Below are 24,599 nucleotides of genomic sequence, written 5' to 3' on the forward strand. Positions count from 1 at the left end.
TGACCCATATGACGCAACCGGCTGCCCGCTCCGGCTCCGGCTCCGGGCCGGCGGCCGAGCCCGACCCCGACACCCCCCGCCCCCTCCCCGCGCTGCGCGCGTCCGCCGCCGTCGCGGGGATGGCCGCGGCCGGGCTCGCGCTGCTCGGGCTCGCGGCGGCCGTGCTGCTGCTCTGGGTCGTCTCGCCCTTCCCCGACAGCGGCCTCGGCGGGGCCCTGCACATCGCCGCCGACCTGTGGCTGATGGCGCACGGCGCGGACCTGGTGCGCGACACGACCCTCTCCGGGGTCCCGGCGCCCGTGGGCGTGACACCGCTGCTGCTGAGCGTGCTTCCCGCGTGGCTGCTCCACCGGGGCACGGCGTCGGTGGTCGCGAACGGCACGCGGGCCTGCGCGGGCTGGGTGCTCGGCGGCTACCTCGCCGTCGCCGTGCCCGTCACGGCGTACGCGGCCGCCGGGTCGCTGCACACCGACGTGCTGTCGGCGCTGCTGCACGTGCCGCTGCTGGCCGCTGCCGCGACCGCCACCGGGGCGTGGACGGGCTGCGGGCGGCCCCCGCTGTCGGACTACCGGGCATGGGGCGGCGACGTGGCGCTCGCGCTGCGGGCCGGCGGCGTCGGGGCGGGCGTCCTGGTCGGCGGCGGGGCAGTCGTGGGCGGGGTCGCGCTCGGATGGCACGCCGGCGCGGCGGGGCGGACGTTCGGGCAGCTCAGCGCGCCGTTCACGGGGCAGGTCGCGGTGTTCCTGCTGTGCGTGTTGCTGGTGCCGAACCTCGCAGTGTGGTCGGCGGCGTACGCGCTCGGGCCCGGCTTCTCCGTCGGCGCGGGCAGCACGGTCGCGCCGACGGGAGCCTCCGGCTATCCGCTGCTGCCGCGCTTCCCGCTGCTGGCGGCGCTGCCCGGCCAGGGCGGACCGCACCCGGCGGGCTGGGCGACCCTCGCGGTGCCCGTCCTGGCGGCCGCGGCGCTGTGCTGGGTCTGCGTACGCGCCCGGCTGCGGCCCGCCCGTACGGCCCTGGTCACGGCGGGTGCCGCAACAACGTGCGGGCTCGCACTCGGCGTGCTCGCGGCAGCCGCGGGCGGCCCCCTGGGCGTCGGCACGCTCGCGCACGTCGGCCCGGTGTGGTGGCTCACCGCCGCCGCGGCCGCAGCCTGGCCCCTGGCCCTCGCACTCCCCCCCGCCGCGGCGGTGTCCTGGCTCCGCACCCGCACCCCCCGCCCCCGACCAGCACCCCAGCCACCCGCGCATCCGATGCCGGCCAAGTCGCAGCAGCCGCTCACGCCGCCGGTTCCGGCCAAGCCGTCGCAGGCGCCCGGGCCGCCGGTGTCACCTCGGCCACCGCAGCCGTCCGCGCATCCGATGCCGGCCAAGCCGGCGCAGTCGCCCGGGTCATCGCAGCCGCCTGCACGGCCGCAGCCGCGTCAGGCTCCGCAGTCGGTCAAGCCACCGGTGCCGCCGGTGCCGCCGGTGTCGGCCCAGCGGCTGCAGGCGCTCGCGCCGGTCGAACCCTCCGCGCCGTCCGCGCAACCGGCGCCGCCCAAGCCGCAGCAACCGCTCACGCCGCCGGTATCGCCCCGGCCACCGCAGCCGTCCGAGCCGCCGCAGGCGCCCGCCGCGCCGCCGCAGCCGGCCCGGCCGCCCGCAGGGCCGTCCGCCGAAGCCTGAGAAGACTTACGCGCGCATCGACGGCAGGTCGCGCAGCGGCTTCGGGAGGAGCTTTTGGCAGGCGTGGGCGGCCGGGGTGGTGAGGGCGTCCTGGCGGCAGGTGTAGTAGTCGCGGTAGGCGAGGTGGAAGGCGTACGTGCCGGCGACGATGGCGAGGGCGAGGCCGCTGACGACGATGCCCGTCCAGGCTGCCGTGACGAACGAGCGCTGGGCGTCCGGGCCCGGCGCGGGCGGGGCGGGGCGGGGGGACTGCGTGGCGTCGGCCAGCGCGGCGGCGGCCGCGGCGCGGGCCTGGGCGCGCTCCTCGGCCGGCATCCGCAGTGCGCTGATGCCCCAGTAGAGCGCGAGCGCCCCGAGCAGCAGGCCGACCGGCGTCCAGCCGAGCAGGGCGAAGAGCAGGCCGCAGCTGCCGGAGAAGAGGGCGTAGCGGGAGCGCCGGTGGGCCGGGTCGGTGGGGTCGAAGCGCGGTCCCGTGCCCTGCGGGCCGGTGGGGCCCTGCATGGGGTCGGGCCGCCGCCCGTACGGGTCGGGCCGTCCGCCCTGCGGCTGCCGGCTGCTCCACTGGCTACCCCACGGCTGCGGCGCGCCCTGCGGCGGGCCGGGCGGCGTGGAGTCGGGACCGTCCGAGGAGCCCGAGCCCGAGTCGGAGCCGCCCGAGCCGCCGGAGCCCCCGGACCCGCCCGAGCCCGACGGCTGCCGCGGCTGCCAGGGCCGGTCCGGCGTCCCCTCGGGCGGCGGCGCGAACGGGTTCTCCTGGTCCTGGTCGCCCTCGGGCGCGCGCAGCGCAAGACGAATACGGCCGCTGCTCATGATGTGATGCGCCATCCCCTGGGCTCGACTCCTCGTGCGGGCATTGCGGTCTGGTGAAATCCTCCGGCCTGTGTGCCGTATGTACGTCATACGTGACACAGGTGTCGGATACATCACGTTCACCCTCGCGCAGGGCGCGCGAAGTCCGTGTTCCCGGCAGACGCTACCCTCCGCGCGCTCCCCCGTCCCGCGGGGGCCGTCCGGAGTGCCGGTATCGTTGCTGACGGTCGGGGGTCTCGTAGGGTTCCCCGGAATCCGGCCAATCCCCCGCTCGTACGATCATCCTAAGGCTGCCGGGTGCCTGCCCGGCGGCCGCGAGAGAGAGCCTCCCGCCAGTGGCCGCCCGTACCCCCGCCGCGTCCGGCGACCCGTTCGTCGTCCCGCCCGCCGCCGACTCCGCCGGAGCCACCGCCCGTGTGGTCGTGCTCGTCTCCGGCTCCGGCACCAACCTGCAGGCGCTGCTCGACGCCATCGCGGCCGACCCCGGCCATGGCGCCCGGATCGTCGCCGTCGGCGCCGACCGTCACGCGATCGCCGGCCTGGAGCGCGCCGAGCGCGCCGGGATCCCCACCTTCGTCGTACGGGTCGAGGACCACCCCGACCGCGCCGCCTGGGACGCCGCCCTCACCGCGGCGACCGCGGCGTACGCACCGGACCTGGTCGTCTCCGCCGGCTTCATGAAGATCGTCGGCAAGGACTTCCTCGCCGCCTTCGGGGGCCGCATCGTCAACACCCACCCGGCACTGCTGCCGAGCTTCCCCGGGGCCCACGGCGTACGCGACGCGCTCGCGTACGGCGCCAAGGTCACCGGGTGCACCGTCCACTTCGTCGACGACGGCGTCGACACCGGCCCGGTCATCGCCCAGGGCGTGGTCGAGGTCCGCGAGGACGACACGGAGGACGCGCTCCACGAGCGCATCAAGGACGTCGAGCGGCGGCTGCTCGTCGACGTCGTAGGGCGGCTGTCGCGCGACGGCTACCGCATCGAAGGACGAAAGGTACGGATTCCGGCATGAGCGCCGACACCACCGAAGGCCAGGACAAGCGCCCGCTGCGCCGCGCACTGATCAGCGTCTACGACAAGACCGGCCTGGAGGAGCTGGCCCGCGGGCTGCACGAGGCGGGTGTGGAGCTGGTCTCGACCGGCTCGACCGCCGGCCGGATCGCCGCCGCCGGGGTGCCCGTCACGCCCGTCGAGGAGCTGACCGGCTTCCCCGAGTGCCTGGACGGCCGGGTCAAGACGCTGCATCCGCGGGTGCACGCCGGGATCCTCGCCGACCTGCGCCTGGAGGACCACCGGCGGCAGCTGGAGGAGCTGGACGTCAAGCCGTTCGAGCTGGTCGTCGTCAACCTCTACCCCTTCCGTGAGACCGTCGCCTCCGGCGCGTCCGACGACGAGTGCGTCGAGCAGATCGACATCGGCGGCCCCTCGATGGTGCGCGCCGCCGCCAAGAACCACCCCTCCGTCGCCGTCGTCACCAGCCCCACGCGGTACGCCGACGTGCTCGCCGCCGCGCAGACCGGCGGCTTCGACCTGGCCGCCCGCAAGGGGCTCGCCGCCGAGGCCTTCCGGCACACCGCCGCCTACGACGTGGCCGTGGCCTCGTGGTTCGCCGACGGCTACGCGGCCGACGGGGAGAGCGACTTCCCCGCCTTCGCGGGCGAGGTCTTCACCCGCCGCCAGACCCTGCGCTACGGCGAGAACCCGCACCAGGCCGCCGCCCTGTACGTCAGCGCCGACGCCCCCGCGAGCGGCCTGGCCGGCGCGGAGCAGCTGCACGGCAAGGAGATGTCCTACAACAACTACGTGGACACCGAGGCCGCCCGGCGCGCCGCCCACGACCACGACGAGCCGTGCGTGGCGATCATCAAGCACGCCAACCCGTGCGGCATCGCGGTCGGCGCGGACGTCGCCGAGGCGCACCGCAAGGCGCACGCGTGCGACCCGCTGTCCGCGTACGGCGGCGTCATCGCCGTCAACCGCCCGGTGTCGGTCGCGATGGCCGAGCAGGTCGCGGAGATCTTCACCGAGGTCATCGTCGCCCCGGGGTACGAGGACGGCGCCGTGGAGGTGCTCGCGCGCAAGAAGAACATCCGGGTGCTCAAGGTCGAGGGCGCCCCGGCCGCGGTCACCGAGCGGCGCCCGATCGAGGGCGGCGTCCTCATCCAGGCCAAGGACCGCTTCCAGGCCGAGGGCGACGACCCCGCCACCTGGCGGCTGGTCAGCGGCGAGCCGCTGGCGCCCGCCGAGCTGGCCGACCTGGCCTTCGCGTGGCGCGCCTCGCGCGCGGTGAAGTCCAACGCGATCCTGCTGGGCAAGGACGGCGCCACGGTCGGCGTCGGCATGGGCCAGGTCAACCGGGTCGACTCGGCCAAGCTCGCGGTCGCCCGCGCCGGCGCCGAGCGCGCCACCGGCTCGTACGCCGCGTCCGACGCCTTCTTCCCCTTCCCCGACGGCTTCGAGGTGCTCGCCGAGGCGGGCGTCAAGGCCGTGGCGCAGCCCGGCGGCTCGGTCCGCGACGACGCGGTGGTCGAGGCCGCGCAGAAGGCCGGCGTGACCATGTACCTGACGGGCACCCGGCACTTCTTCCACTGACCGGACGGTGAAGCGGCCGCGGCCGCACCCCCAGCGGAACGGGGGGTGCGGCCGCGGCCGTCGTACGTGCCGATTCGGTACCGGTGCAGCAGATCCGGCGTATCGGAAACGGCGTATCAGAACTGGTCTCTGACCACCACGCTGTGGGTCATCTTGTCGGCCCACGTCTGGTTCTTGGAGTCCCACAGCGGCCACAGGTAGCCCAGGAAGCACGGGATACGGTCCAGGATGTGCGCCATCTGCCGGCCGAAGCCGCGGCCGAAGCCGAGCGCCGAGCCGTCGTACTCGCGCAGCACCCGGATGCCGACGATCTTCTTGCCCGGGCTCTGGCCGGTCAGGCCCTCCCGGTAGCTGATGAAGATCAGCGCGCCGAGCGCCAGGATGCCGCCGACGACCATCAGCGTCACCTCGTTGTCCGTGGCGCCGGGCAGGTCGCAGTAACGCTCCTTGAGGCCGTTGTCGAGACACGCGTCCAGCGCGTCCTGCCGCCTTTTCAGGTCGGGGATCATGCCGGCCAGGTAGATGCCGACCGGCACCAGGTAGACGATCAGGAAGTCCAGCAGCAGCGCCCCGAGCCGGGCGCCCCAGCTCGCGAGCGGCGGCATCCCCGGCGGCAGACCGCCCGGCTGCGGATAGCCGTACGGCTGCTGGTAGCCGTAGCCGGCCGGCTGCTGCCCGTACGGGACCTGCGGCGGAACACCGGGCGGCTGCTGGCCGTACGGCTGCTGCTGGGGCTGGCCGCCGTACGGGTACGGGGGGCCGGGAGGCTGGCTCACGTGCGGTTTCCTTCACGGGGACGGGGACGGCGTACAGCGAACCGCCACATAGTCCGACCGGGTGACATCACCGCGCAAGGGCTGTCCGCGTAGGGAACCGCACGGATTTGCTGACCGGCACCCCCCATCGACGACAATGGGGGCCATGAGCGCCCAGATTCTCGATGGCAAGGCCACCGCAGCCGCGATCAAGTCCGAACTGACCGAGCGTGTCCAGGCGCTCAAGGCCCGCGGTGTCGCCCCCGGGCTCGGCACTCTGCTGGTCGGCGACGACCCCGGCAGCAAGTGGTACGTCGCCGGCAAGCACCGCGACTGCGCCCAGGTGGGCATCGGCTCCCTCCAGCGCGAGCTGCCCGGCACCGCCACCCAGGAGGACATCGAGGCGGTCGTCCGCGAGCTCAACGAGGACCCCGCCTGCACCGGCTACATCGTGCAGCTCCCGCTGCCCAAGGGCATCGACACCAACCGCGTCCTGGAACTCATGGACCCCGCCAAGGACGCGGACGGGCTGCACCCCACCAACCTCGGCCGGCTCGTCCTCGGCGTGCCCGCGCCGCTGCCCTGCACGCCCAACGGCATCGTCGAACTGCTGCGCCGGCACGGCGTCGCGATCAACGGCGCGCACGTCGTCGTGGTCGGCCGCGGCATCACCGTCGGGCGCTCCATCGGGCTGCTACTCACCCGCAAGTCCGAGAACGCGACGGTGACGCTGTGCCACACCGGCACGCGCGACCTGTCCGCGCAGCTGCGGCAGGCCGACATCGTCGTCGCCGCGGCCGGTGTGCCGCACATCGTCAAGCCCGAGGACGTCAAGCCGGGCGCGGCCGTGCTCGACGTCGGCGTCAGCCGCGACGAGGCCGGCAAGATCGTCGGCGACGTGCACCCCGCCGTCGCCGAGACCGCCGGCTGGCTCTCCCCGAACCCGGGCGGTGTCGGCCCCATGACCCGGGCGCTGCTGCTCCAGAACGTCGTGGAGGCGGCCGAGCGGCAGGCGGCGGGCGATGTCGGCTGAGTTCGGCCCCGGAGGCCGCCCCGCCGTCACGACCTCCACCGCGCGCCCCGAGGGCGGCGGCCGCGCCGCCCCGGGCAACGCGCCCGCGCCCGCGCGGCAGTGGCCCATCCTGCTCGTCGTCGCCGGTACGGTCGCGGGCCTCGTCACCACCGCGTCCGGCGCGTTTCGCGCGGGCGCGATCACGGTGGGGGTCGCGCTGCTGCTCGGGGGCGTGCTCCGGTGGACCCTCACGTCCGTCGGCATGCTCGCCGTCCGCAGCAGGTTCACTGACGTGATCACCTACGCGATCCTGGGGCTGGCGATCGTGCTTCTGGCTCTCATGGCCCAGCCGGACCCGATCCTCCGGATCCCGTTCCTGGAGGACATCATCCACTTCTCGGTGCGCTGACCTGGCGCTCCGGGCTGCCTCTTGCGGCGGGCGCCGCGACCTTCTGCCGGTGGGTGGTTGCGCGCGCAGTTCCCCGCGCCCCTGAAAAACGCTCGCCCTCGCTCGCAAGGCCGGCCCCCGCAGGGGCTCGCGCATGCCGCGCAGGGCGACAAACCAGGGGCGCGGGGAACTGCGCGCTCAGCCCCCACCGGGCGGAAAGGCGCCATGCCACGCCAAGTGGCAATCACCGCAGGGGCGCGTGGGGGTACCTCCCAGGCGAAGCTCTGGGGGAGAACTGCGCGCGTAACCCACCACCGCGGATGGTCGCGGCGCCCGCCGCAAGAGGCGACCCGGGGCGTCGCGAGGGTGTGCGTTAGCACAAAGGCGGGCCCCGTGTGGGGGTTGAGCGGAAAGAACATGCGTGCGGCACGGGTGTTCTATCGTTGCCCTCGGTATCCGCCGGGACACGAAGGGTGCGGCATGGGGCAATGGGAGCCGCTCACGGACCACATCCCCGTGGACATGCGGCGGCTCGCGACGCAGCTGCGGCGCATGAAGGACCGCAGCGGGCTCACCGTGCCCGCGCTCGCCGCGCGTACCGCGGAGTCCGCGGAGGCGTGGGCCTCCTACCTCGCGGCGCGCCGCGTGCCGCCGCTCGCCGCCGTGGAGGTGCTGGCGCAGGCGAGCGGCGCGGACTACGCGCGGGCCGGCGCCCTGTGGCGGCTCGCGGACAAGGCGGCGGACGGCACGGGCGAGCGCGGCCGCGGCCGGCCCGTACCCGATCCGGACCCGCTGGATCCGCTGAGCGCCGAGGAGGGCCTGCCGCCCGGGCGCCGGCGGGCCGTCCTGCTGGGGGCGGCCGGCGTGTGCGCGGTGGCCGCGCTCCTCGCGGTCGTCCTCCTCGCGAGTACGGGCAGCAGCAGCGCCCCCGGTCACGGCGCCGCCCCGACGGCGACGGCCACGACGGCGCCCGCGTCCCGTCCCCCCGCCACCTCCCCGCCGCACACCCACGCGCAGGCCTCGGCGCGCCCGCCCGCCGGCACGACCGCGCCGCCCGTGCCCGGCAGCACACCGCAGACCCTGGCCCCGACGCCCGCTGCCCCGCCCACGACGGCGGACCCGGCGCCGTCGCCCCCCGCGTCCTCGCCGCCCCCCACGCCGAGCCCCTCGGACGGGCCGCCGACCACCGCCCCGGCCCCGAGCCCGACGTCCACCGGCCTGTGCCTGGGCCTCGTCGTCCTCGGCATCTGCATAGGGTGAGGCAGGTCACGCCGGTGCGGGACACGCACGCCGGGGCGGGGCCGGGTCGGTGCGGCCGCGGCCCCGCGATAGCCTGGCGGGTGGTTCTCCCGACGACGGGGAGATCCGCGATCTGGGCCGCCGCCCAGCCATAGCCGAGCGGCCGCGCACAGGCCGCACCCCCGACCCCGCAGCACGCGCGGCCACCGCGCACAGGCCAGGAGAAGGCAATGACTCGCACTCCCGTCAACGTCACCGTCACCGGAGCGGCCGGCCAGATCGGCTACGCCCTCCTCTTCCGCATCGCCTCGGGCCACCTGCTCGGCGCGGACGTACCGGTGAAGCTCCGGCTGCTGGAGATCCCGCAGGGGCTCAAGGCCGCCGAGGGCACGGCCATGGAGCTGGACGACGCGGCCTTCCCGCTGCTGCGCGGCATCGACATCACCGACGACCCGAACGTCGCCTTCGACGGCGCCAACGTCGCGCTCCTCGTGGGCGCCCGCCCGCGCACCAAGGGCATGGAGCGCGGCGACCTGCTCTCGGCCAACGGCGGCATCTTCAAGCCGCAGGGCAAGGCCATCAACGACCACGCCGCCGACGACATCAAGGTCCTGGTCGTCGGCAACCCGGCGAACACGAACGCGCTGATCGCGCAGTCCGCCGCTCCCGACGTCCCGGCCGAGCGCTTCACCGCGATGACGCGGCTGGACCACAACCGGGCGATCGCGCAGCTCGCGAAGAAGACCGGCGCGGCCGTGGCCGACATCAAGCGCGTCACGATCTGGGGCAACCACTCCGCGACGCAGTACCCGGACATCTTCCACGCGGAGGTCGCCGGCAAGAACGCGGCGGAGGTCGTGAACGACGAGCAGTGGCTCGCCGACACGTTCATCCCGACGGTCGCCAAGCGCGGCGCCGCGATCATCGAGGCGCGCGGCGCCTCCTCCGCGGCGTCGGCCGCGTCCGCGGCGCTGGACCACGTCCACACGTGGGTGAACGGCACGGCCGAGGGTGACTGGACGTCGATGGGCATCGTCTCCGACGGCTCCTACGGCGTGCCCGCCGGCCTCATCTCGTCCTTCCCCGTCACGACGAAGAACGGCACGTTCGAGATCGTCCAAGGCCTGGAGATCAACGAGTTCTCGCGCCCGCGGATTGACGCGTCCGTCAAGGAGCTGGAGGAAGAGCGCGCCGCCGTGCGCGAACTCGGCCTCATCTGAGCTCGACCTTTCCTCGCCGCGACGCCCCGGGCTGCCCCTTGCCCGGGGCGTCGCGATCTTCCCGCCGGTGGGGGCTGAGCGCGCAGTTCCCCGCGCCCCTGGTTTGTTGCCCTGCGCCGCAGAAGCGAGCTCTCACCGCGCAGGGTGAGCGTTTCTAGGGGCGCGGGGAACTGCGCGCGCAACCACCCGCCGGCGGACGGTCGCGCGACTCAGCTCAGGACGCATCCCGGAGCGCCGTGCACAGCAAGCTCAGCGCATGCGTGAACGCGTGGTCCGGCGGGGTGCCGTAGCCCACGACGAGGGCGGGCGGGCGGGTGGGGGAAGCTCCGAAGGCCGTGAGCCCGGGCACGGACAGCCCCAGCCGGTGGGCCCGGCCCACCACCGCGTCGGCCGGCCCCGCGTCGGCGGGCAGCTCCACCACCGCGTGGAGCCCGGCGGCGATGCCGGACACCGCAACGCCCGGCGCGCAGCCGCGCAGCACCTCCACCACCCGGTCCCGCCGCGCGCGGTAGCGCGACCGCATCCGGCGCACGTGCCGGTCGTACGCCCCGGAGCGCAGGAATTCCGCCAGCGTCAGCTGGTCGAGCACGGCCGACTGGTGGTCGGCGATCCGCTTCTCGCGCACGACCGCGTCGAGCAGATGCGGCGGCACCGCGAGCCAGGCGAGCCGCAGCGCAGGGGCGAGGCTCTTGCTGGCGGTGCCGGCGTAGACGACGTGGTCGGGCGCGAGCGCCTGGAGCGCGGCGACGGGCTGCCGGTCGTAGCGGAATTCGCCGTCGTAGTCGTCCTCCAGGACGATGCCGCCGGTGGAGCGGGCCCAGGCGACGACCGCGGTGCGCCGCGCGGGCGACAGGCTGACGCCGAGCGGGAACTGGTGCGCGGGCGTGAGCAGCACCGCGGCGACGTCGCCGCCCAGCTCCGCCACGCGGGCCCCGTCGGCGTCGACGGGCAGCGGGCGCGCGTCGAGGCCCGCGGCGCGCAGCACGGTCGGCACGTCGGGCAGCCCGACGCTCTCGTACGCCGCCCGGCGTGCGCCCCGCGCGTGCAGGGCGCGGGCGAGCAGGCCCACGCCCTGCGTGTAGCCGGTGCAGACCACCAGGTGCTCGGGGTCCGTGCGCACCCCGCGCACGCGCGCGAGGTAGTCGGCGAGGGCGGCGCGCAGCTCGGGGCGGCCGCGCGGGTCGGCGTAGCCGAAGGCCTCGTTGGGCGCGGCGGTCAGCGCGCGGCGGGCGGCGCGCAGCCAGCCGGTGCGGGGGAAGGACCCGAGGTCGGGCGAGCCGGGCCACAGGACGTACGGCAGCCCCGAGTGGTGCGGTGCCAGCTCCGCGGGGCCGCAGCGGGGCGCCTCGGGGGTGTGCTGTGCCGTACGGTGCGCGGGGACGGCGGGGCGCGGGGCGACCGTGGTGCCCGAGCCCTGCCGGGCGGTGAGCCAGCCCTCCGCGACGAGCTGCCCGTACGCGTCGGCGACGGTGTTGCGGGCGAGGCCGAGGTCGCGGGCCAGGACCCGGCTGGACGGCAGCCGGGTGCCGGGGGCGAGCCGCCCGTCGCGTACGGCCGCGCGCAGCGCCTCCTCCAGGCCCGCCCGGGTGCGCTGGCCCGCGAGGTCGAGCAGGAGGTCGTAGTCGCCGCCGCCGCGCGTCGGTGTCCCGGAGCCGGACGGATTGGCCCATGTGGTCATGCCTCTAGTGGACCATGGGGCGGTGCCACTTGGCGGCTACGGTGAGGTCATGACCACCAACGAAGCAGCCGCCCCGACCGTCCCCGCCCCCGTCCGCCGCATCAACCTCATGGACCGCGCCCCGGATTTCTACGAAGCCATGTTCGCCCTCGACAAGGCCGCCGCCCACGGTCTGGACCCGGTGGTGCGCGAGCTGGTCCGGGTCCGCGTCTCGCAGCTCAACGGCTGCGCCTTCTGCGTCGACAAGCACAGCCACGCGGCGCTCGCCGAGGGGATGACGCAGCAGAAGCTCCTCGGTGTCACGGTGTGGCGCGAGACCCCCTTCTTCACCGCCCGCGAGCGGGCCGCCCTGGCGCTGGCCGAGGCCGTGACGGAGCTGGGCCCGCACGGTGTCGCGGACGACGTCTACGACGAGGCGGCGAAGCTCTTCGACGAGGACGAGATGCCCAGGCTCGTCGCGATGTGCGTGACGATGAACGCCTGGAACCGCATCGGCGTGACCTGCCGCCTCTCGCCCGCGACCCGCAGGTAGCGGCCTCAGGCCGCCGTCGGCTCCCCGAAGCGGGTCAGGGCCAGGGCGGCGAGGACGGCGAGGGCGAAGCCGGTGACGGCGACGGGCGCCCAGCCGGGACGGGTGCGGTCGTCGAGGGCCAGGACGCCGACCAGCGCGGGGGCGACGGTCTCGCCGATGACCATCGCGGCGGTCGCGGTCGTCACGGAGCCCTGGCCGAGGGCCGAGGTCAGCAGCAGGAAGGCGGCGCCGCCGCCGAGGAGCAGGGCGTAGAGCGCCGGGCCGGTCACGCCGTCGACCAGCCGGACGGCCACCTCGACGACGCCGAAGCCGAGCCCCGCCCCCAGCCCCAGGACGGCCGCGCGGGCCCTCCCGGGCAGCCGCCCGGCGGCCGCGCCGATCAGCAGGACGCCCCCGGCGGCGACCAGCGTGCCCCAGCGCAGCGCCGTACTGCCGTGCGCGGCCCCCTCGTCGCCGGAGGCCAGCCCCAGCAGGGCGAGGCCCCCGCAGACGGCGCCCACCGCGGTCCACTCGGCGCGGCGCAGCCGCATGCCGAGCAGCCGCCCCGCGGCGACCGCGGTGACGGCCAGGCTCGCGGCGAGCGCGGCCCCCACGGCGTAGATGGGCAGCCTGCGGAGCGCGACCAGCTCCATGCCGAAGCCGACCGCGTCCAGGGCGAGCCCGGCGAGGTAGACGCGCTGGGCCAGGGCGCGGGCGAGCAGCCGGGTGTCGACGCCCGAGCCGCTGCCGGGCTCGGCGGCCCGCGCGCCCTTCGCCTGGAGCACCGAGGCCACACCGAAGCACACGGCCGCGCACAGCGCCGCCACCATCCCGAGGATCACCCGCGTGACCCTACGCGAGCAGCTCCTCCGCCCAGTGCTTGCCCGCGGCGGCCGGAGCGGGCGGGCAGGCGAAGAGGCCGGAACCGACGTGCTGGATGTACTCGTTGAGCGCGTCGTGCGCGCCCAGCTTGGTCTGGAGCGGCACGAACTGCTTGCGCGGGTCCTTCTGGTAGGCGATGAAGAACAGCCCGGCGTCCAGTTCGCCGGTGGCGGGCACGATGCCGTCGGTGAAGGAGTAGCCGCGGCGCAGGATGCGCAGCCCCGCGTTGTTCTCGTGCGCGGCGAGCCGGATGTGCGCGCCCGCGGGGATGACGGGCTCGCCGCCGCCCGCCTTCTTCGCGGCGAAGTCCGGCTGGTCGGTCTCCTTCTTGCCGGTCAGCGGCGCGCCGGTGTATTTCGCCCGGCCGAAGACGTCCTCCTGGTCGGACAGGAAGTCGCGGTCCCACGCCTCGATGCGCATCCGGATGCGGCGCGCGACGAGGTAGCTGCCGCCGCGCATCCACGGCTGGTCGGTCTCGGCGCCGACCCACACGTTCCCGTCCATGAGGCTCTTGTCGTTACCGGCGATGTTGCGGGTGCCGTCCTTGAAGCCCATGAGGTTGCGCGGGGTCTCCTTGCCGCCGCCGTTGCCGGTGGCGTTGCCGAAGCCGAGCTGCGACCAGCGCATGACGACCGTGCCGCGGCCGATACGGGCCAGGTTGCGGATGACGTGGAAGGCCACGATCGGGTCGTCGGCGCAGGCCTGGATGGCGAGGTCGCCGCCCGAGCGCTCGGGGTCCAGGTTCTCCGGCGGCAGCTTGGGCAGGTCGGCGAGGGCGGCGGGGCGGCGCCCGGCCAGGCCGAAGCGCTCGTCGAAGAGGGACGGGCCCAGGCCCAGGGTGATCGTCAGGTTGGCGGGGGAGAGGCCGTACGCCTCGCCGGTGTCGGCGGGCGGCGCGGCCGGGTTGTCGTTGTCGCCGGGCACCGTCTTGCCCTGCGCCATCGCGGCGGCCGCGGCCGTCCACTGCTGGAGCAGGGTGCGCAGGGCCGCGCGGTTCTCTTCCACGGAGCCGCTGACCGTCAGGTCGTAGGTCGCGAAGGCCAGCCGGTCCTGGGCGGGCGTGGCGATGCCCGCCTGGTGGGTGCCGTAGAAGGGCACGGTGGCGGAATCGGCCTTGGACGCGGACTTGTCGTCGTCGCTGCATCCGGCGAGCGCCGCCCCGGCGGAGCCCGCCAGGGCCGCGCCACCGAGGGTGGCGAGCAGGCCCCGGCGGGTGGTGCCCGGCGAACCCATCAGCCGTTGACCTTTCCGGCGACCTGGGACAGCGGCTCGGCCAGCGCGTCGACCTTCTGCGTCAGCTCGCGGCGCTTGTCGTCGCCGACCGTGGAGTAGTCGACGTAGGCGGCGCCCTGCTTGTACGGCTTGAGGGCGTCGAGCACGGCGGTGAACTGCGTGCTGACGTTGCTCGACAGGCTCGCGTCGATCTTGTCCAGCGCGGGCTTGAGCAGGTCGAACGCCTTCTGCGCGCCGATGACGTTGGCCTCGAAGTCCGACAGGTCGGTGTGGCTGTAGCGGTCCTCCTCGCCGGTGACCTTGCTGGCCGCGACCTCGTCGAGCAGCCCGGTGGCGCCGTTGGCGAGCTGGGCGGGCTGGTAGGTGGTGGTCGCCACGAGCGTCTTGAGCTTGGCGACGTCCGCGTCCAGCTTGTCGGCGATCGGCTTCATGCCGGTCAGCGACTTGTCCTGCCACAGGGCCTTCTCCAGCCGGTGGAAGCCCGTCCACTTCGTGGCGTCGGTGACGTCGTCCTCGCGCGCGTCGAGGTCCGGGTCGAGGTCGCCGAAGCTCTCCGCGACCGGCTCGACCTCCTCGTAGTAGTAGCGCGCCTGCGCGAAGGACGCCTTGGCCTTCTCGACGTCCCCGGCGCGCACCGCGTCGGTGAAGGTCTTCGTGGCGGGCAGCAGCTTGTCGACCTCGGCGATGACGTACGCCTGGTAGCCGGTGGTGGCCTGGGTCAGCAGGGCCTTGACGGCCGGGTCCTGGGAGGGCGCGGCGGCCGTGCCGGTCACCGTGAAGGCGCTCTTCTCGGTCTTCGCGTTGGGGCAGTACATCTCGTACTTGCCGCCTTTGAGGGTGAGCGAGAAGCTGCCGGACAGGCCCGGGGTGAGGTTCTCCTTCTCGCCCATGATGGTGTCGCCGCTGAGCAGTTCGGCCTCGGTGACCTTGTTCGCGCTGACGTTCTTGACCTGGAAGGTCACCGGGCCCGCGGGCACGGAGGCGGGGGAGGGCTTGCAGCCGTCGTCGGTCAGGTTGACGGTGACCTTCGGGGAGCCCTTGGGCGCGCTGTCGTCCTTGCTCTTCGCACATCCGGTGGCGACCAGCCCGGCGATGGCCAGCAGGCCGGTGGCCCGCAGCACGCGGGGGGTGGTGGTGGACATGGACATGGGCGGGCGCTCCTAGGACGTGTTCAGCGAAGAAGGGGATTCAGCGAAGTGGGGGACGGGCAGGTCAGCTGCCCGAGGCGGTGGCCGGGGCGGGCTTGGGCGCCGGGCGCCCGCCGCCGCGCGGCCAGGCGACGAACGCGAGCATGGGCAGCGCGTAGACCAGCCACACGGTGACCTCGGCGGCGGTCGGCTCGGGCTGGATCCCGAGCACACCCGTCAGCAGCGAGGACAGCACCGTGCCGGGCCGGACCAGCCAGCTCAGGTCGAGCGCCTGGGACTGGCCCGCGTCGATCCAGCCCGCCTCGTGCGCGGTGTGGGCCACCGTCATCACGAGCCCGGCCGCGACGAGCACCAGCACCAGGCCGGTGATCTTGAAGAAGCGGCCCATGTTGAACTTCACGCCGCCGCGGTAGATGCCGTAGCCGATGACGACCGCGATGGCGACGCCGACCAGGGCGCCGGTGGTGCCCGTGGCGACGCTCGTGCTGTTCTGGATGACCGAGACCAGGAAGACCGCCGTCTCGAACCCCTCGCGCAGCACCGCGAGGAAGGCCATCAGCACCAGCGCCCGCGCCGAGCCCTGGGCCAGCGCGCTCGCCGCCTGGCCCTCCAGCTCGCGCTTCATGCCGCGGGCGTGCTTGTTCATCCACAGGATCATGCCGGTGACCATGACGACGGCGAGCGCGCCGATGACCGTCTCCATCGCCTCCTGCTGCTGCTGCGGCAGCTCGCGGGAGAGCGTGACGAGGCCGATCCCGATGGCCAGGCACAGGGTGACCGCGATGGCCACGCCGATCCAGACCTGGCGCAGCGCGTCGCGGCGTCCGTTGCGGCCCAGGAAGGCGGCGATGATGCCCACGATCAGGGACGCCTCGATGCCTTCTCGCAAGCCGATGACGAGAGTGGGGATCACCTGCGTAGTCCTTCCGGGGCAGCCTTCATGCGTTGGTTAGGCTAGCCTAAGTTTTGGACTCCGCTCCCCGCGGTGGCTAACGATCGGGCAAAATATCCGGCCGTGCCCGTGTCGCGTCCTCGAAAGTGCTAACGCACGGCCAGCGACTCCCGCAGCCGGTCCAGCGACCAGTCCAGGTCGTCCTTCGAGATGACCAGCGGCGGCGCCAGCCGGATCGTCTCGGTGTGGGTGTCCTTGACGAGGACCCCGCGCGTCAGCAGATCCTCCGAGACGGCCCGGCCCGTACCGCGCTCCGGCGGGATGTCCAGGCCCGCCCACAGCCCGCGGCCGCGCACCTGCGTCAGCAGGCCCGCGCCCAGCAGCCCGGCCAGCTCGGTGTGCAGATGGTCGCCCAGCTCCGCGGCCCGCTCCTGGTATTCGCCGCTGCGCAGCATCGCGACGACCTCCAGGCCGACCGCGCAGGCCAGCGGGTTGCCGCCGAAGGTCGAGCCGTGCTCGCCGGGCCGGAAGACGCCGAGGATCTCGCGGGAGGACACCACCGCCGAGACCGGCACCACGCCGCCGCCGAGCGCCTTGCCCAGCACGTACACGTCCGGCACGACGCCCTCGTGCTCGCACGCGAACGTCCGCCCGGTGCGGCCCAGGCCCGACTGGATCTCGTCGGCGACGAAGAGCACCCCGCGCTCGGCGGTGATCCGCCGCACCCCGGCGAGGTAGCCCGGCGGCGGCACGAGCACGCCCGCCTCGCCCTGGATCGGCTCCAGCAGCACCGCCACCGTCGCGTCGTCGACGGCCGCCTCCAGCGCCGCCAGGTCGCCGTAGGGCACGACCTCGAAGCCGGGGGTGTACGGGCCGAAGTCCGCGCGGGCCTCGGGGTCGGTGGAGAAGCTGATGATCGTGGTCGTCCGGCCGTGGAAATTGCCGTCCGCCACGACGATCTTCGCCTGTCCGTCCGGCACGCCCTTGACGCGGTAGCCCCACTTGCGGGCGGTCTTGACGGCGGTCTCCACCGCCTCCGCGCCCGTGTTCATGGGCAGCACCATCTCCATGCCGCACAGCTCGGCCAGCTCGGCGCAGAACTGCCCGAAGCGGTCGTGGTGGAAGGCCCGCGAGGTCAGCGTCACCCGCTCCAGCTGCGCCTTCGCGGCGGCAATGAGCCGCGGATGGGCGTGCCCGAAGTTCAGTGCCGAGTAACCGGCGAGCATGTCCACGTAACGGCGGCCCTCGACGTCGGTGACCCACGCGCCCTGCGCCCCGGCGATCACCACGGGCAGCGGGTGGTAGTTGTGCGCGCCGTACGTCTCGGCCTCGGCGATCTGCCGCTCGGTGGCCGTCCGTGGCTCCGGACCCGGTGTGCTGCTGCTCGGCTGCGTCACTGCGTACTCCGTTCGTCGTGCGTCGGGAGCCAGGCGGCGGGCGTAGGGCCCGGGGTCGGGCCGCGGCGCGGGCCTGGAGGGGGGCGGGGTGGTGCCCCCAGCGCATTCCTCTGGTGTTTCTATCGTCGCTCACCGGGGCCCGCACGAAACCTTCCCGCGCCCGCGCGATTCCACCGCAGATCCGCCCGCCGCGATCGGGGGTACGGCTCCGCGGCCCGACCTGAGAGAATGGTGGACATGGCCTCTCGTCCCCGCGCCCTCTCGGGCATCCAGCCCACCGCCGGTTCCTTCCACCTGGGCAATTACCTCGGTGCGATCCGGCAGTACGTGGCGCTCCAGGAATCCCACGACGCCTTTTACATGGTCGTGGACCTGCACGCGATCACGGTGCCGCAGGATCCCGCGGAGCTGCGCGCGAACACCCGGCTGGCCGCCGCGCAACTGCTGGCGGCGGGGCTCGACCCGGACCGCTGCACGCTCTTCGTCCAGAGCCATGTGCCCGAGCACGCGCAGCTCGGCTGGGTCATGAACTGCATCACGGGCTTCGGTGAGGCATCCCGGATGACGCAGTTCAAGGACAAGTCCGCGCGGCACGGCGCCGACCGCGCCACCGTGGGCCTGTTCACGTACCCGATCCTCCAGGTCGCCGACATCCTGCTCTACCAGGCGGACGCGGTGCCGGTGGGCGAGGACCAGCGCCAGCACATCGAGCTGACGCGGGACCTGGCCGAGCGCTTCAACGGCCGCTTCGGGCAGACCTTCACCATCCCGGCGCCGCACATCGTCCGGGAGACGGCGAAGATCTACGACCTCCAGGACCCGAGCGCCAAGATGAGCAAGTCCGCGGCCACCGCCAAGGGCCTGGTCAACCTGCTCGACGACCCGAAGGTCTCGGCGAAGAAGTTCCGCAGCGCCGTCACGGACACCGACACGGTCATCCGGTACGACGAAAAGGAAAAGCCGGGCGTCAGCAATCTGCTCACCATTCACTCCGCCCTCACCGGTACCGGAATTCCGGAACTGGAACGACAGTACGAGGGCAAGGGCTACGGTGCGCTCAAGACCGACCTCGCGGAGATCTTCGTGGAGTGGGTCACGCCCTTCCACGAGCGCACGAAGGAGTATCTGGGAGACCCGGAGACACTGGACTCGGTCCTCGCCAAGGGCGCCGAGAAGGCCCGGGCCGTGGCGGCGGAGACGCTGGCCGCGGCGTACGACCGGATCGGTTTCGTGCCCGCCAAGCACTGACCGCGGCGGAGGGCCGGAGGGCGGGCCGGGCGAACGGGGGATTTCGGGGGAAGGGCACGCACCCGCGCGCTCGCGGGCAGGGCACCGACCTGGGGGAAAAGGGGTGAACGCATGGAGACCACCACGACGATCGGCGTGTCCCTCGCGGTCCCGGAGCCGTACGGGCGGCTGCTCCAGCAGCGGCGCGCCGGATTCGGCGACCCGGCGGCGTACGCCATCCCCACCCATGTGACGCTGCTGCCGCCCACCGAGGTCCGCCCCGCCGAGCTGCCGCCCTTCCGCCGCCACCTCGCGCGGGTCGCCGCCGAGGGCCGCCCCTTCGCGATGCGGCTGCACGGCACGGACACCTTCCGCCCGCTGTCCCCGGTGGTCTACGTCCGGCTCGCCGAGGGCGCCGCGGACTGCGCGGATCTCCAGGAGCGGCTGCGCTCCGGCCCCGTCGAGCGGGAGCTGCAATTCCCCTACCACCCGCACGTCACCGTCGCCCACGCGATCCCCGAGCCCGCGCTGGACCGCGCCCAGCGCGAGCTGGCCGACTTCGCCGCCGCCTGGACCGCGACCGGCTTCGCCCTCTACGAGCAGGGCGGTGACGGCGTATGGCGCAAGATGCGGGAATTCCCTTTCGGCGCTGAGCCCCCGTCCCCCGCCGTCCCCCACCAGGGCGCGGTGCGTACGGCGGCGGGCCCTTTCTAGCCGGGGGTGCCGGGGCCGGGCGGCCGGGGGTAGGTTGCCGCGCGTGTCCTCCTCCCTCAGCCGCATCACCCTCACCTCCCGGCGCGGCATCTACCTGAGCGACCTGCGGATGTCCGCCACGTACGGCGGGCTGCTCGAAGGCGTGCCGACCGCGCACGTCAACGACCACATCGTCGACTACCGGCTGCGCCACGCCCGCGAGACGTACCCGGACCGCCCGGTGCACCTCATACCGCCCGAGCGCACCGAGACCGGCCGCACCGGCTTCCGGGGCCGGCCGGTCGAGTACCTGCCGCCCGTCGTGTGCCTGGGCAGCTTCGACTCCACCGAGATCGACCCGGCCCACAACGACGGCTGGTGGACGTCGCTGCTGGTCGTCGTGTGGTTCCAGCAGGTCGCGGAGGTGCCGTCGGACACCGCCGGGCTCCCGGCGCTGCGGGAGCTGGCGTGGGAGGAGCTGGCACGGGACTTCGAGGACTGACCCGCTCACCGTAGCCCCGCCCCACCGGCGCGGTGCCTTGACACGCCCGCGGGCGGATGCCACTTTTGTATCGATCCAATGTAGCGATACAAATCCGGGAGTCCACCGTGCCCGCCACCTCAGCGGCCACCGCCGCCACCGCCGTGATCAACCTCGATCTCGAAGGCCCCCGTATCAGCCGCCACCTGTACGGGCATTTCGCCGAGCACCTGGGCCGCTGCATCTACGGCGGCTTCTGGGTCGGCGAGGATGCGGCCGTCCCGAACGAGGGCGGGATACGGCTCGACGTCGTCGAGGCGCTGCGCGCGCTGGACATCCCCAACCTGCGCTGGCCCGGCGGCTGCTTCGCCGACGAATACCACTGGAAGGACGGCGTCGGGCCGCGCGCGGACCGCCCCCGCATGGTCAACACCCACTGGGGCAACGTCGAGGAGAACAACCACTTCGGCACGCACGAGTTCATGGCCCTGTGCGAGCTGCTGGGCGCCGAGCCGTACATCAACGGCAACGTCGGCAGCGGCACCGTGCAGGAGATGAGCGAGTGGGTCGAGTACCTGACGCGCGACGGCGACAGCCCCATGGTGCGGATGCGCAAGGCCAACGGGCGCGACGAGCCGTGGAAGGTCCCCTTCTGGGGCATCGGCAACGAGACATGGGGCTGCGGCGGCAACATGCGCGCCGAATACTCCGCCGACCTCGCCCGGCAGTACGCCACCTACTGCCGCGACCACGGCGGCAACACCCTCTACCGCGTCGCGTCCGGTGCCAACGGCGACGACTACCGGTGGACGGAGACGCTCATGCGGCAGATCAGCTGCTTCGGCTGCGAGGCCACCCCGCGCACCTTCTTCCAGGGCCTGTCCGTCCACCACTACACCCTGGCCGGGCCGTGGGAGGCGAAGGGCAGCGCGACCGGCTTCGACACCGCCGACTACTACCGCACGATGGCCTCGGCCCGCCGCATCGACCGCATCCTCAGCGGCCACAGCGCCGTCATGGACGTCTACGACCCGGGCCGCGCGGTCGGCCTCGTCCTCGACGAGTGGGGCACATGGTGGGACGTCGAGCCCGGCACCAACCCCGGCTTCCTCTTCCAGCAGAACACGATGCGCGATGCCCTCGTCGCCTCCACCCACTTCGACATCTTCCACCGGCACGCCGCCCGGCTGGTCATGGCGAACATCGCGCAGACCGTCAACGTCCTCCAGGCGATGCTGCTGACGGACGGCGACGCGCTCGTGCGCACCCCGACCTACCATGTCTTCGAGATGAACAAGGGACACCACGACGCCGCCTCGCTCGCCGTCCACCTGCGCACCACCGCGGGCACCGCGCGCCGCACGGTGGGGGACACCGAGCTGGACACGCTGTCGGCGTCCGCGAGCGTCAAGGACGGCGCCCTGCTGGTCTCGCTCAGCAACCTCGACGCCGAGCAGAGCGCCGGGATCACCCTCGACCTGCGCGGCGGCCGCGTCGGCACACCGACCGCCCGGCTGCTGACCGCGGCCCGGGTGCAGGCCCACAACACCCCCGCCGAGCCGGACGCGGTCGCGCCGCGCGCCTTCGACGAGGTCGCGGTGACGGACCGCGGGATCACCCTCACGCTGCCCCCGCACTCCTTCGCCACGCTCAGCGCGCCGCTGGAGGCCTGACGGGATGGAGGACATGACGGGATGACGGGTATGACGGCATGACGACGATCCAGGACGTCGCGAAGGCGGCCGGAGTCTCGCCGATGACGGTCTCCAACGTCATCAACGGCCACCCCAACGTCCGCCCCGCGACCGCCGCGAAGGTCCGCGACGCGATGGCCGCGCTCGGCTACCGGGTCAACGTCGCCGCCCGCAACCTGCGCAGGGGCCGCACCGGCACCATCGGCCTGGCCGTCCCGGAGATCAACCGCCCCTACTACGGGCGGCTGGCCGCCGCCGTCATCACCGCCGCCGCGCGGCACGGGCTGCGGGTCGGCATCGAGCAGACCGGCGCGGTGCGGGAGAACGAGGTCGCGGCCCTGGAGCTGTCCCGCACCCGGCTCTACGACGGGCTCATCCTCAGCGCGGTCGGCATGGGCGCGGCCGACACGGAGTGGCTGAAGGTCGACCACCCGGTGGTGCTGCTGGGCGAGCGCATCTTCGGCGGGCCCGTCGACCACGTCGCCATGCCCAACGCGGAGGCCGCGCACGCCGCGACCGCGCATCTGGCCGCGCGGGGCTGCCGCCGGATCGCGATCGTGTGCGGGCCGGTCGGCCCGGGGCCCGGCGTGTCCGCGCTGCGGCTGGCCGGCTACCGGCAGGCCCTCGCGGACGCGGGCCTGCCCGCCGACCCGGCCCTCGTCCGTACCGCGCCCGAGCTGACGATGGCGGCGGGCGCGGCCTGCGCGCGGGAGCTGGCGGACGCGGGGGCCGGTGTGGACGGGGTCTTCTGCGTGACGGACACCGTCGCGATGGGCGTGCTGCGCGGGCTCGCCGACCGCGGGGTGCGGGTGCCGGGCGACGTCAAGGTCATCGGCTTCGACGACATCGACGAGGCGGCCTTCCTCGTCCCGTCCCTGTCGACGGTGGACCCGGACCACAACGCGATGGCCCGCCGCACGGTGGAGCTGCTGGTGCGGCGGCTGGAGGCGGCCGGGCCCGCGGCGCCGCCGGAGGAGGTCGTGGGGCCGTTCTCGCTGGTCGTGCGGGAGTCGACGGGCGGCCCGTAGCAGGCGTGAAGGTGCCCCGCCGGGATCACCGGCGGGGCACCTTTCACGTCAGGGCCGGTCAGCGGTGGCTGTGGCCCCAGGACTCGGTGTCGACGACGTGCCCGCGGGCGTCGCGCAGGGTCGCGCGGTCGTTGCTGCCCCACACCGAACGGGTGCCGCCCTGGTAGAGGTCGCGGTAGGTGTTGTGCCCGCGGCCGCTGTGGACGCGCAGCGACTGGTGCGCGCGCAGGGTGACGTGACCGAAGCGGTAGACGTGGTGGTCGGCGTCGGTGAGCGTCCAGTGGTCGAGGCTGACGGTGCGGCGGCCCTCGTTGGTGACCGTGATCCACTCGTCGTTCAGCCCGCGGGCCGAGCGCGTGTCGCGCGTGTGGTGGACGCTGCCGAGGACGACCTGCGCGCCCATCTGCTGGTGCCGCCCGTGCTGGGCGGGCGCGGCGGACGCCGGGAGCGCGGCGACGGTGACGAGCGCGCCCGCCGCGAGGACGGTCGCGGCCAGGCGGGATGCGATACGGGACACGTGCGGTCCCCTTCCGTGTTGGTGCTGTTCTTCGTGGTCCGGTGCGGGATGGCCGCGCCGGGGATCACACGGTCGCCCCGCCGCCCCGGCGGTGCGGCGAAGGGCGGCACGGTGTTACCGATTCCGGACAATTCCGTAATCGTCGGCTGCGTGGCGCATGAAACGACCGGTTCGGTGTGTCGTTCGTACGATCCGCATAAACCCGCGGACGCTCGGCGTGCGGCGCCGGGCGGCGGCCGGTCCGCCACCCCGCGGGCCACCCCGAACGCCCGCCCGGACGGCGGGCGGGTGAGGGCCGGAACAGGTAACAGGTCAGCGGCGGTGGGAGACGGCCAGCTCGGTGAGGTAACGCTTCGTCACCCTGCCCCCGTACCGCCCGTCGATGAGGTCACCGAGGCAGCCCAGCAGGCCGCTGCGGGCGGGCTCGGGGAGGGCGCGGTGGCCGGAGTACGTCAGGAGCAGGTCCAGGTACTCCGCCGTGGTGTACGTCAGGTCGCGCTCGTAGCGGCGGAAGAGCGTCGGGCCGAAGCGGCGGCTGCGGGCGACCTCCACGGCGTGGTCCGACCCGTCGACGTCGGCCGCCGCGGGCAGCCGCAGGCCCGGCTCGGTGGCCGGGTCGAAGCGCTCGTAGCACCCTTGGGCCTCGGCGAAGAAGTCCTCGGTGCCGCCCCGCACATGCTGCGTACGGACGACGGCGAGCGCCCCGCCCGGCCGCAGCGCGTCCGCGGCCCTGGCCACCCGCACCGCCGGGTCGATCCAGTGGAAGGCCGTCGCGGCGAGCACCGTGTCGTACGGCTCCGCGGGCAGCTCCCACCCCTCGAACGCCGCCGTCACGACCTCGGCGTCCGCCCCCAGCTTGCCGCGCGCGACCGCGGCCATCCGCGCCCCCGCCTCCACCGCCGTGACCCGGCACCCGCGCGCGGCCAGCGGCACGGTCGCCTGCCCCGTCCCGCACCCCACCTCCAGCACCCGGCTCCCGGGCACCGCGCCGGCGAGCCGCGCGAGATCCCCGTACATCCGCTCCGGATAGCCGGGCCGGGCCCGGTCGTAGCGCGCCGCGTCCTCGTCGTCACCGTCGAACGTCCGCGCCAGCTCGACCCGTCGCGCCTCGGCGGGCCGGTCGTCGCGGACCACTTACGGCGTCCAGCGCAGCGTCATGTCGGGCAGCTTCTCCATGTTGCGCTCCCCGTCGTTCGTGTCGAGCACGGTGAAGCCGTGCCGCGCGTAGAAGGCCCGCGCGTCGGTGTTCTGCTGGAAGACGTGCAGCGACAGCCCGCCGGGGCTGTGCCGCCTGACCTCCTCCAGCAGCAGCGTCCCGATCCCCTGCCGGCGCGCCTCGGGCCGCAGGTACAGCGCGTCGAGCAGATCGCCCTCAAGAGCCGCGTACCCCACGACCTCGCCGCCGCTGCCGCGCTCCGCGACCCACACGCGGCACTCCTTGAGCACGATCTCCCGTACCCACCAGGTCACTTCGTCGTGCGTCCGCTTCTGCGGCGGCAGATACGGCATCGCGGCGGCCCGCGAGTCCATGTGC

General features: G+C 74.0%; 24 protein-coding genes. 13 read left to right on the plus strand and 11 right to left on the minus strand.

The window, feature by feature from the left end; all coding sequences use genetic code 11:
• The first annotated feature begins 8 nt into the window (after positions 1 to 8).
• Entirely contained in the window at positions 9 to 1,664 is a 1,656-nt protein-coding gene (locus ACH4SL_RS17055) for a DUF6350 family protein (RefSeq protein ID WP_398446066.1), read from the plus strand.
• A gap of 6 nt (positions 1,665 to 1,670) precedes the next feature.
• Here the strand turns inward: ACH4SL_RS17055 and ACH4SL_RS17060 are convergent, their stop codons facing one another.
• Positions 1,671 to 2,489 (minus strand): hypothetical protein, encoded by an 819-nt coding sequence (locus ACH4SL_RS17060; RefSeq protein ID WP_398446068.1) that lies wholly within the window; start codon positions 2,487 to 2,489, stop codon positions 1,671 to 1,673.
• Positions 2,490 to 2,890: 401 nt separating this feature from the next.
• Here ACH4SL_RS17060 and purN point away from each other — a divergent pair, with 401 nt between their 5' ends.
• Together purN and purH are read left to right on the plus strand one after the other, a co-directional pair.
• Positions 2,891 to 3,490, plus strand: a complete 600-nt coding sequence (purN, locus tag ACH4SL_RS17065) for a phosphoribosylglycinamide formyltransferase (RefSeq protein WP_398446651.1) — start codon at positions 2,891 to 2,893, stop codon at positions 3,488 to 3,490.
• Complete coding sequence (purH, locus tag ACH4SL_RS17070) at positions 3,487 to 5,070, plus strand: bifunctional phosphoribosylaminoimidazolecarboxamide formyltransferase/IMP cyclohydrolase (protein WP_398446070.1); 1,584 nt, start codon at positions 3,487 to 3,489, stop codon at positions 5,068 to 5,070. The genes purN and purH overlap by 4 nt, the downstream gene beginning before the upstream one ends.
• 116 nt (positions 5,071 to 5,186) lie before the next feature.
• On the opposite strand, the gene ACH4SL_RS17075 is transcribed toward purH, so the two are convergent.
• Entirely contained in the window at positions 5,187 to 5,846 is a 660-nt protein-coding gene (locus ACH4SL_RS17075) for an RDD family protein (protein ID WP_398446073.1), read from the minus strand.
• Between the two features lie 145 nt (positions 5,847 to 5,991).
• Between ACH4SL_RS17075 and ACH4SL_RS17080 the strand changes: the two genes are divergently transcribed.
• The 4 genes from ACH4SL_RS17080 (at position 5,992) to ACH4SL_RS17095 (ending at position 9,684) form a co-directional block, all read left to right on the plus strand.
• Complete coding sequence (locus ACH4SL_RS17080; protein WP_398446075.1) at positions 5,992 to 6,858, plus strand: bifunctional methylenetetrahydrofolate dehydrogenase/methenyltetrahydrofolate cyclohydrolase; 867 nt, start codon at positions 5,992 to 5,994, stop codon at positions 6,856 to 6,858.
• Positions 6,848 to 7,246, plus strand: coding sequence for a DUF3017 domain-containing protein (locus ACH4SL_RS17085; protein WP_398446077.1), 399 nt, complete (start codon positions 6,848 to 6,850; stop codon positions 7,244 to 7,246). Before ACH4SL_RS17080 ends, ACH4SL_RS17085 begins: the two co-directional genes overlap by 11 nt.
• Before the next feature lie 459 nt (positions 7,247 to 7,705).
• A complete protein-coding gene (locus tag ACH4SL_RS17090; protein WP_398446079.1) occupies positions 7,706 to 8,485 on the plus strand; it encodes a helix-turn-helix domain-containing protein in 780 nt (259 codons plus the stop codon).
• A 209-nt stretch (positions 8,486 to 8,694) separates the two neighbouring features.
• Positions 8,695 to 9,684 (plus strand): malate dehydrogenase, encoded by a 990-nt coding sequence (locus tag ACH4SL_RS17095; RefSeq protein ID WP_398185095.1) that lies wholly within the window; start codon positions 8,695 to 8,697, stop codon positions 9,682 to 9,684.
• A gap of 214 nt (positions 9,685 to 9,898) precedes the next feature.
• On the opposite strand, the gene ACH4SL_RS17100 is transcribed toward ACH4SL_RS17095, so the two are convergent.
• A complete protein-coding gene (locus tag ACH4SL_RS17100) occupies positions 9,899 to 11,362 on the minus strand; it encodes a PLP-dependent aminotransferase family protein (RefSeq protein WP_398446081.1) in 1,464 nt (487 codons plus the stop codon).
• 49 nt (positions 11,363 to 11,411) lie between these two features.
• Between ACH4SL_RS17100 and ACH4SL_RS17105 the strand changes: the two genes are divergently transcribed.
• Entirely contained in the window at positions 11,412 to 11,894 is a 483-nt protein-coding gene (locus ACH4SL_RS17105; protein WP_398446083.1) for a carboxymuconolactone decarboxylase family protein, read from the plus strand.
• A gap of 5 nt (positions 11,895 to 11,899) precedes the next feature.
• On the opposite strand, the gene ACH4SL_RS17110 is transcribed toward ACH4SL_RS17105, so the two are convergent.
• From ACH4SL_RS17110 to rocD, 5 genes are all read right to left on the minus strand, one after another.
• Positions 11,900 to 12,703, minus strand: coding sequence for a hypothetical protein (locus tag ACH4SL_RS17110; RefSeq protein WP_398446654.1), 804 nt, complete (start codon positions 12,701 to 12,703; stop codon positions 11,900 to 11,902).
• 22 nt (positions 12,704 to 12,725) lie between these two features.
• Positions 12,726 to 13,988 carry an iron uptake transporter deferrochelatase/peroxidase subunit gene (efeB, locus tag ACH4SL_RS17115; protein ID WP_398446086.1) on the minus strand — a complete coding sequence of 421 codons (1,263 nt, stop codon included), beginning with the start codon at positions 13,986 to 13,988 and terminating at the stop codon, positions 12,726 to 12,728.
• Positions 13,988 to 15,136: an iron uptake system protein EfeO gene (efeO, locus tag ACH4SL_RS17120; protein ID WP_398446088.1), complete on the minus strand. Its 1,149-nt coding sequence runs from the start codon at positions 15,134 to 15,136 to the stop codon at positions 13,988 to 13,990. Before efeO ends, efeB begins: the two co-directional genes overlap by 1 nt.
• A gap of 64 nt (positions 15,137 to 15,200) precedes the next feature.
• Positions 15,201 to 16,049, minus strand: coding sequence for an iron uptake transporter permease EfeU (gene efeU / locus ACH4SL_RS17125; protein ID WP_398446091.1), 849 nt, complete (start codon positions 16,047 to 16,049; stop codon positions 15,201 to 15,203).
• A gap of 128 nt (positions 16,050 to 16,177) precedes the next feature.
• On the minus strand, positions 16,178 to 17,425 hold the full coding sequence (gene rocD / locus ACH4SL_RS17130; RefSeq protein WP_398446093.1) for an ornithine--oxo-acid transaminase: 1,248 nt from the start codon (positions 17,423 to 17,425) through the stop codon (positions 16,178 to 16,180).
• A 228-nt stretch (positions 17,426 to 17,653) separates the two neighbouring features.
• Between rocD and trpS the strand changes: the two genes are divergently transcribed.
• The 5 genes from trpS (at position 17,654) to ACH4SL_RS17155 (ending at position 22,548) form a co-directional block, all read left to right on the plus strand.
• Positions 17,654 to 18,673: a tryptophan--tRNA ligase gene (gene trpS / locus ACH4SL_RS17135; protein ID WP_398446095.1), complete on the plus strand. Its 1,020-nt coding sequence runs from the start codon at positions 17,654 to 17,656 to the stop codon at positions 18,671 to 18,673.
• Between the two features lie 111 nt (positions 18,674 to 18,784).
• Entirely contained in the window at positions 18,785 to 19,366 is a 582-nt protein-coding gene (locus ACH4SL_RS17140; RefSeq protein ID WP_398446097.1) for a 2'-5' RNA ligase family protein, read from the plus strand.
• Between the two features lie 43 nt (positions 19,367 to 19,409).
• Positions 19,410 to 19,847 (plus strand): hypothetical protein, encoded by a 438-nt coding sequence (locus ACH4SL_RS17145; protein ID WP_398446099.1) that lies wholly within the window; start codon positions 19,410 to 19,412, stop codon positions 19,845 to 19,847.
• A gap of 107 nt (positions 19,848 to 19,954) precedes the next feature.
• Positions 19,955 to 21,499: an alpha-N-arabinofuranosidase gene (locus ACH4SL_RS17150; RefSeq protein WP_398446101.1), complete on the plus strand. Its 1,545-nt coding sequence runs from the start codon at positions 19,955 to 19,957 to the stop codon at positions 21,497 to 21,499.
• 38 nt (positions 21,500 to 21,537) lie between these two features.
• A complete protein-coding gene (locus ACH4SL_RS17155; protein ID WP_398446103.1) occupies positions 21,538 to 22,548 on the plus strand; it encodes a LacI family DNA-binding transcriptional regulator in 1,011 nt (336 codons plus the stop codon).
• Between the two features lie 58 nt (positions 22,549 to 22,606).
• Here the strand turns inward: ACH4SL_RS17155 and ACH4SL_RS17160 are convergent, their stop codons facing one another.
• The 3 genes from ACH4SL_RS17160 to ACH4SL_RS17170 form a co-directional block, all read right to left on the minus strand.
• Positions 22,607 to 23,065, minus strand: coding sequence for a lamin tail domain-containing protein (locus ACH4SL_RS17160; protein ID WP_398446105.1), 459 nt, complete (start codon positions 23,063 to 23,065; stop codon positions 22,607 to 22,609).
• A gap of 312 nt (positions 23,066 to 23,377) precedes the next feature.
• Positions 23,378 to 24,199 carry a class I SAM-dependent methyltransferase gene (locus ACH4SL_RS17165; RefSeq protein ID WP_398446107.1) on the minus strand — a complete coding sequence of 274 codons (822 nt, stop codon included), beginning with the start codon at positions 24,197 to 24,199 and terminating at the stop codon, positions 23,378 to 23,380.
• Positions 24,200 to 24,595 (minus strand): GNAT family N-acetyltransferase, encoded by a 396-nt coding sequence (locus ACH4SL_RS17170; RefSeq protein WP_398446656.1) that lies wholly within the window; start codon positions 24,593 to 24,595, stop codon positions 24,200 to 24,202.
• Positions 24,596 to 24,599 lie beyond the last annotated feature (4 nt).

It is taken from the genome of Streptomyces sp. NPDC021020 (assembly GCF_044333285.1).
In the GTDB taxonomy this organism is placed as follows: domain Bacteria; phylum Actinomycetota; class Actinomycetes; order Streptomycetales; family Streptomycetaceae; genus Actinacidiphila.

Excerpts from the sequence above, each read along its gene's own strand:
- ACH4SL_RS17090 (WP_398446079.1), top strand. The coding sequence starts at position 7,706 with ATGGGGCAATGGGAGCCGCTCACGGACCACATCCCCGTGGACATGCGG.
- efeB (WP_398446086.1), bottom strand. The coding sequence starts at position 13,988 with ATGGGTTCGCCGGGCACCACCCGCCGGGGCCTGCTCGCCACCCTCGGT.
- ACH4SL_RS17105 (WP_398446083.1), top strand. The coding sequence starts at position 11,412 with ATGACCACCAACGAAGCAGCCGCCCCGACCGTCCCCGCCCCCGTCCGC.
- ACH4SL_RS17140 (WP_398446097.1), top strand. The coding sequence starts at position 18,785 with ATGGAGACCACCACGACGATCGGCGTGTCCCTCGCGGTCCCGGAGCCG.
- ACH4SL_RS17110 (WP_398446654.1), bottom strand. The coding sequence starts at position 12,703 with ATGGTGGCGGCGCTGTGCGCGGCCGTGTGCTTCGGTGTGGCCTCGGTG.
- ACH4SL_RS17080 (WP_398446075.1), top strand. The coding sequence starts at position 5,992 with ATGAGCGCCCAGATTCTCGATGGCAAGGCCACCGCAGCCGCGATCAAG.
- ACH4SL_RS17060 (WP_398446068.1), bottom strand. The coding sequence starts at position 2,489 with ATGGCGCATCACATCATGAGCAGCGGCCGTATTCGTCTTGCGCTGCGC.
- ACH4SL_RS17085 (WP_398446077.1), top strand. The coding sequence starts at position 6,848 with ATGTCGGCTGAGTTCGGCCCCGGAGGCCGCCCCGCCGTCACGACCTCC.
- purH (WP_398446070.1), top strand. The coding sequence starts at position 3,487 with ATGAGCGCCGACACCACCGAAGGCCAGGACAAGCGCCCGCTGCGCCGC.
- ACH4SL_RS17155 (WP_398446103.1), top strand. The coding sequence starts at position 21,538 with ATGACGACGATCCAGGACGTCGCGAAGGCGGCCGGAGTCTCGCCGATG.
- trpS (WP_398446095.1), top strand. The coding sequence starts at position 17,654 with ATGGTGGACATGGCCTCTCGTCCCCGCGCCCTCTCGGGCATCCAGCCC.
- ACH4SL_RS17055 (WP_398446066.1), top strand. The coding sequence starts at position 9 with ATGACGCAACCGGCTGCCCGCTCCGGCTCCGGCTCCGGGCCGGCGGCC.
- efeO (WP_398446088.1), bottom strand. The coding sequence starts at position 15,136 with ATGTCCATGTCCACCACCACCCCCCGCGTGCTGCGGGCCACCGGCCTG.
- ACH4SL_RS17170 (WP_398446656.1), bottom strand. The coding sequence starts at position 24,595 with ATGGACTCGCGGGCCGCCGCGATGCCGTATCTGCCGCCGCAGAAGCGG.
- ACH4SL_RS17100 (WP_398446081.1), bottom strand. The coding sequence starts at position 11,362 with ATGACCACATGGGCCAATCCGTCCGGCTCCGGGACACCGACGCGCGGC.
- ACH4SL_RS17095 (WP_398185095.1), top strand. The coding sequence starts at position 8,695 with ATGACTCGCACTCCCGTCAACGTCACCGTCACCGGAGCGGCCGGCCAG.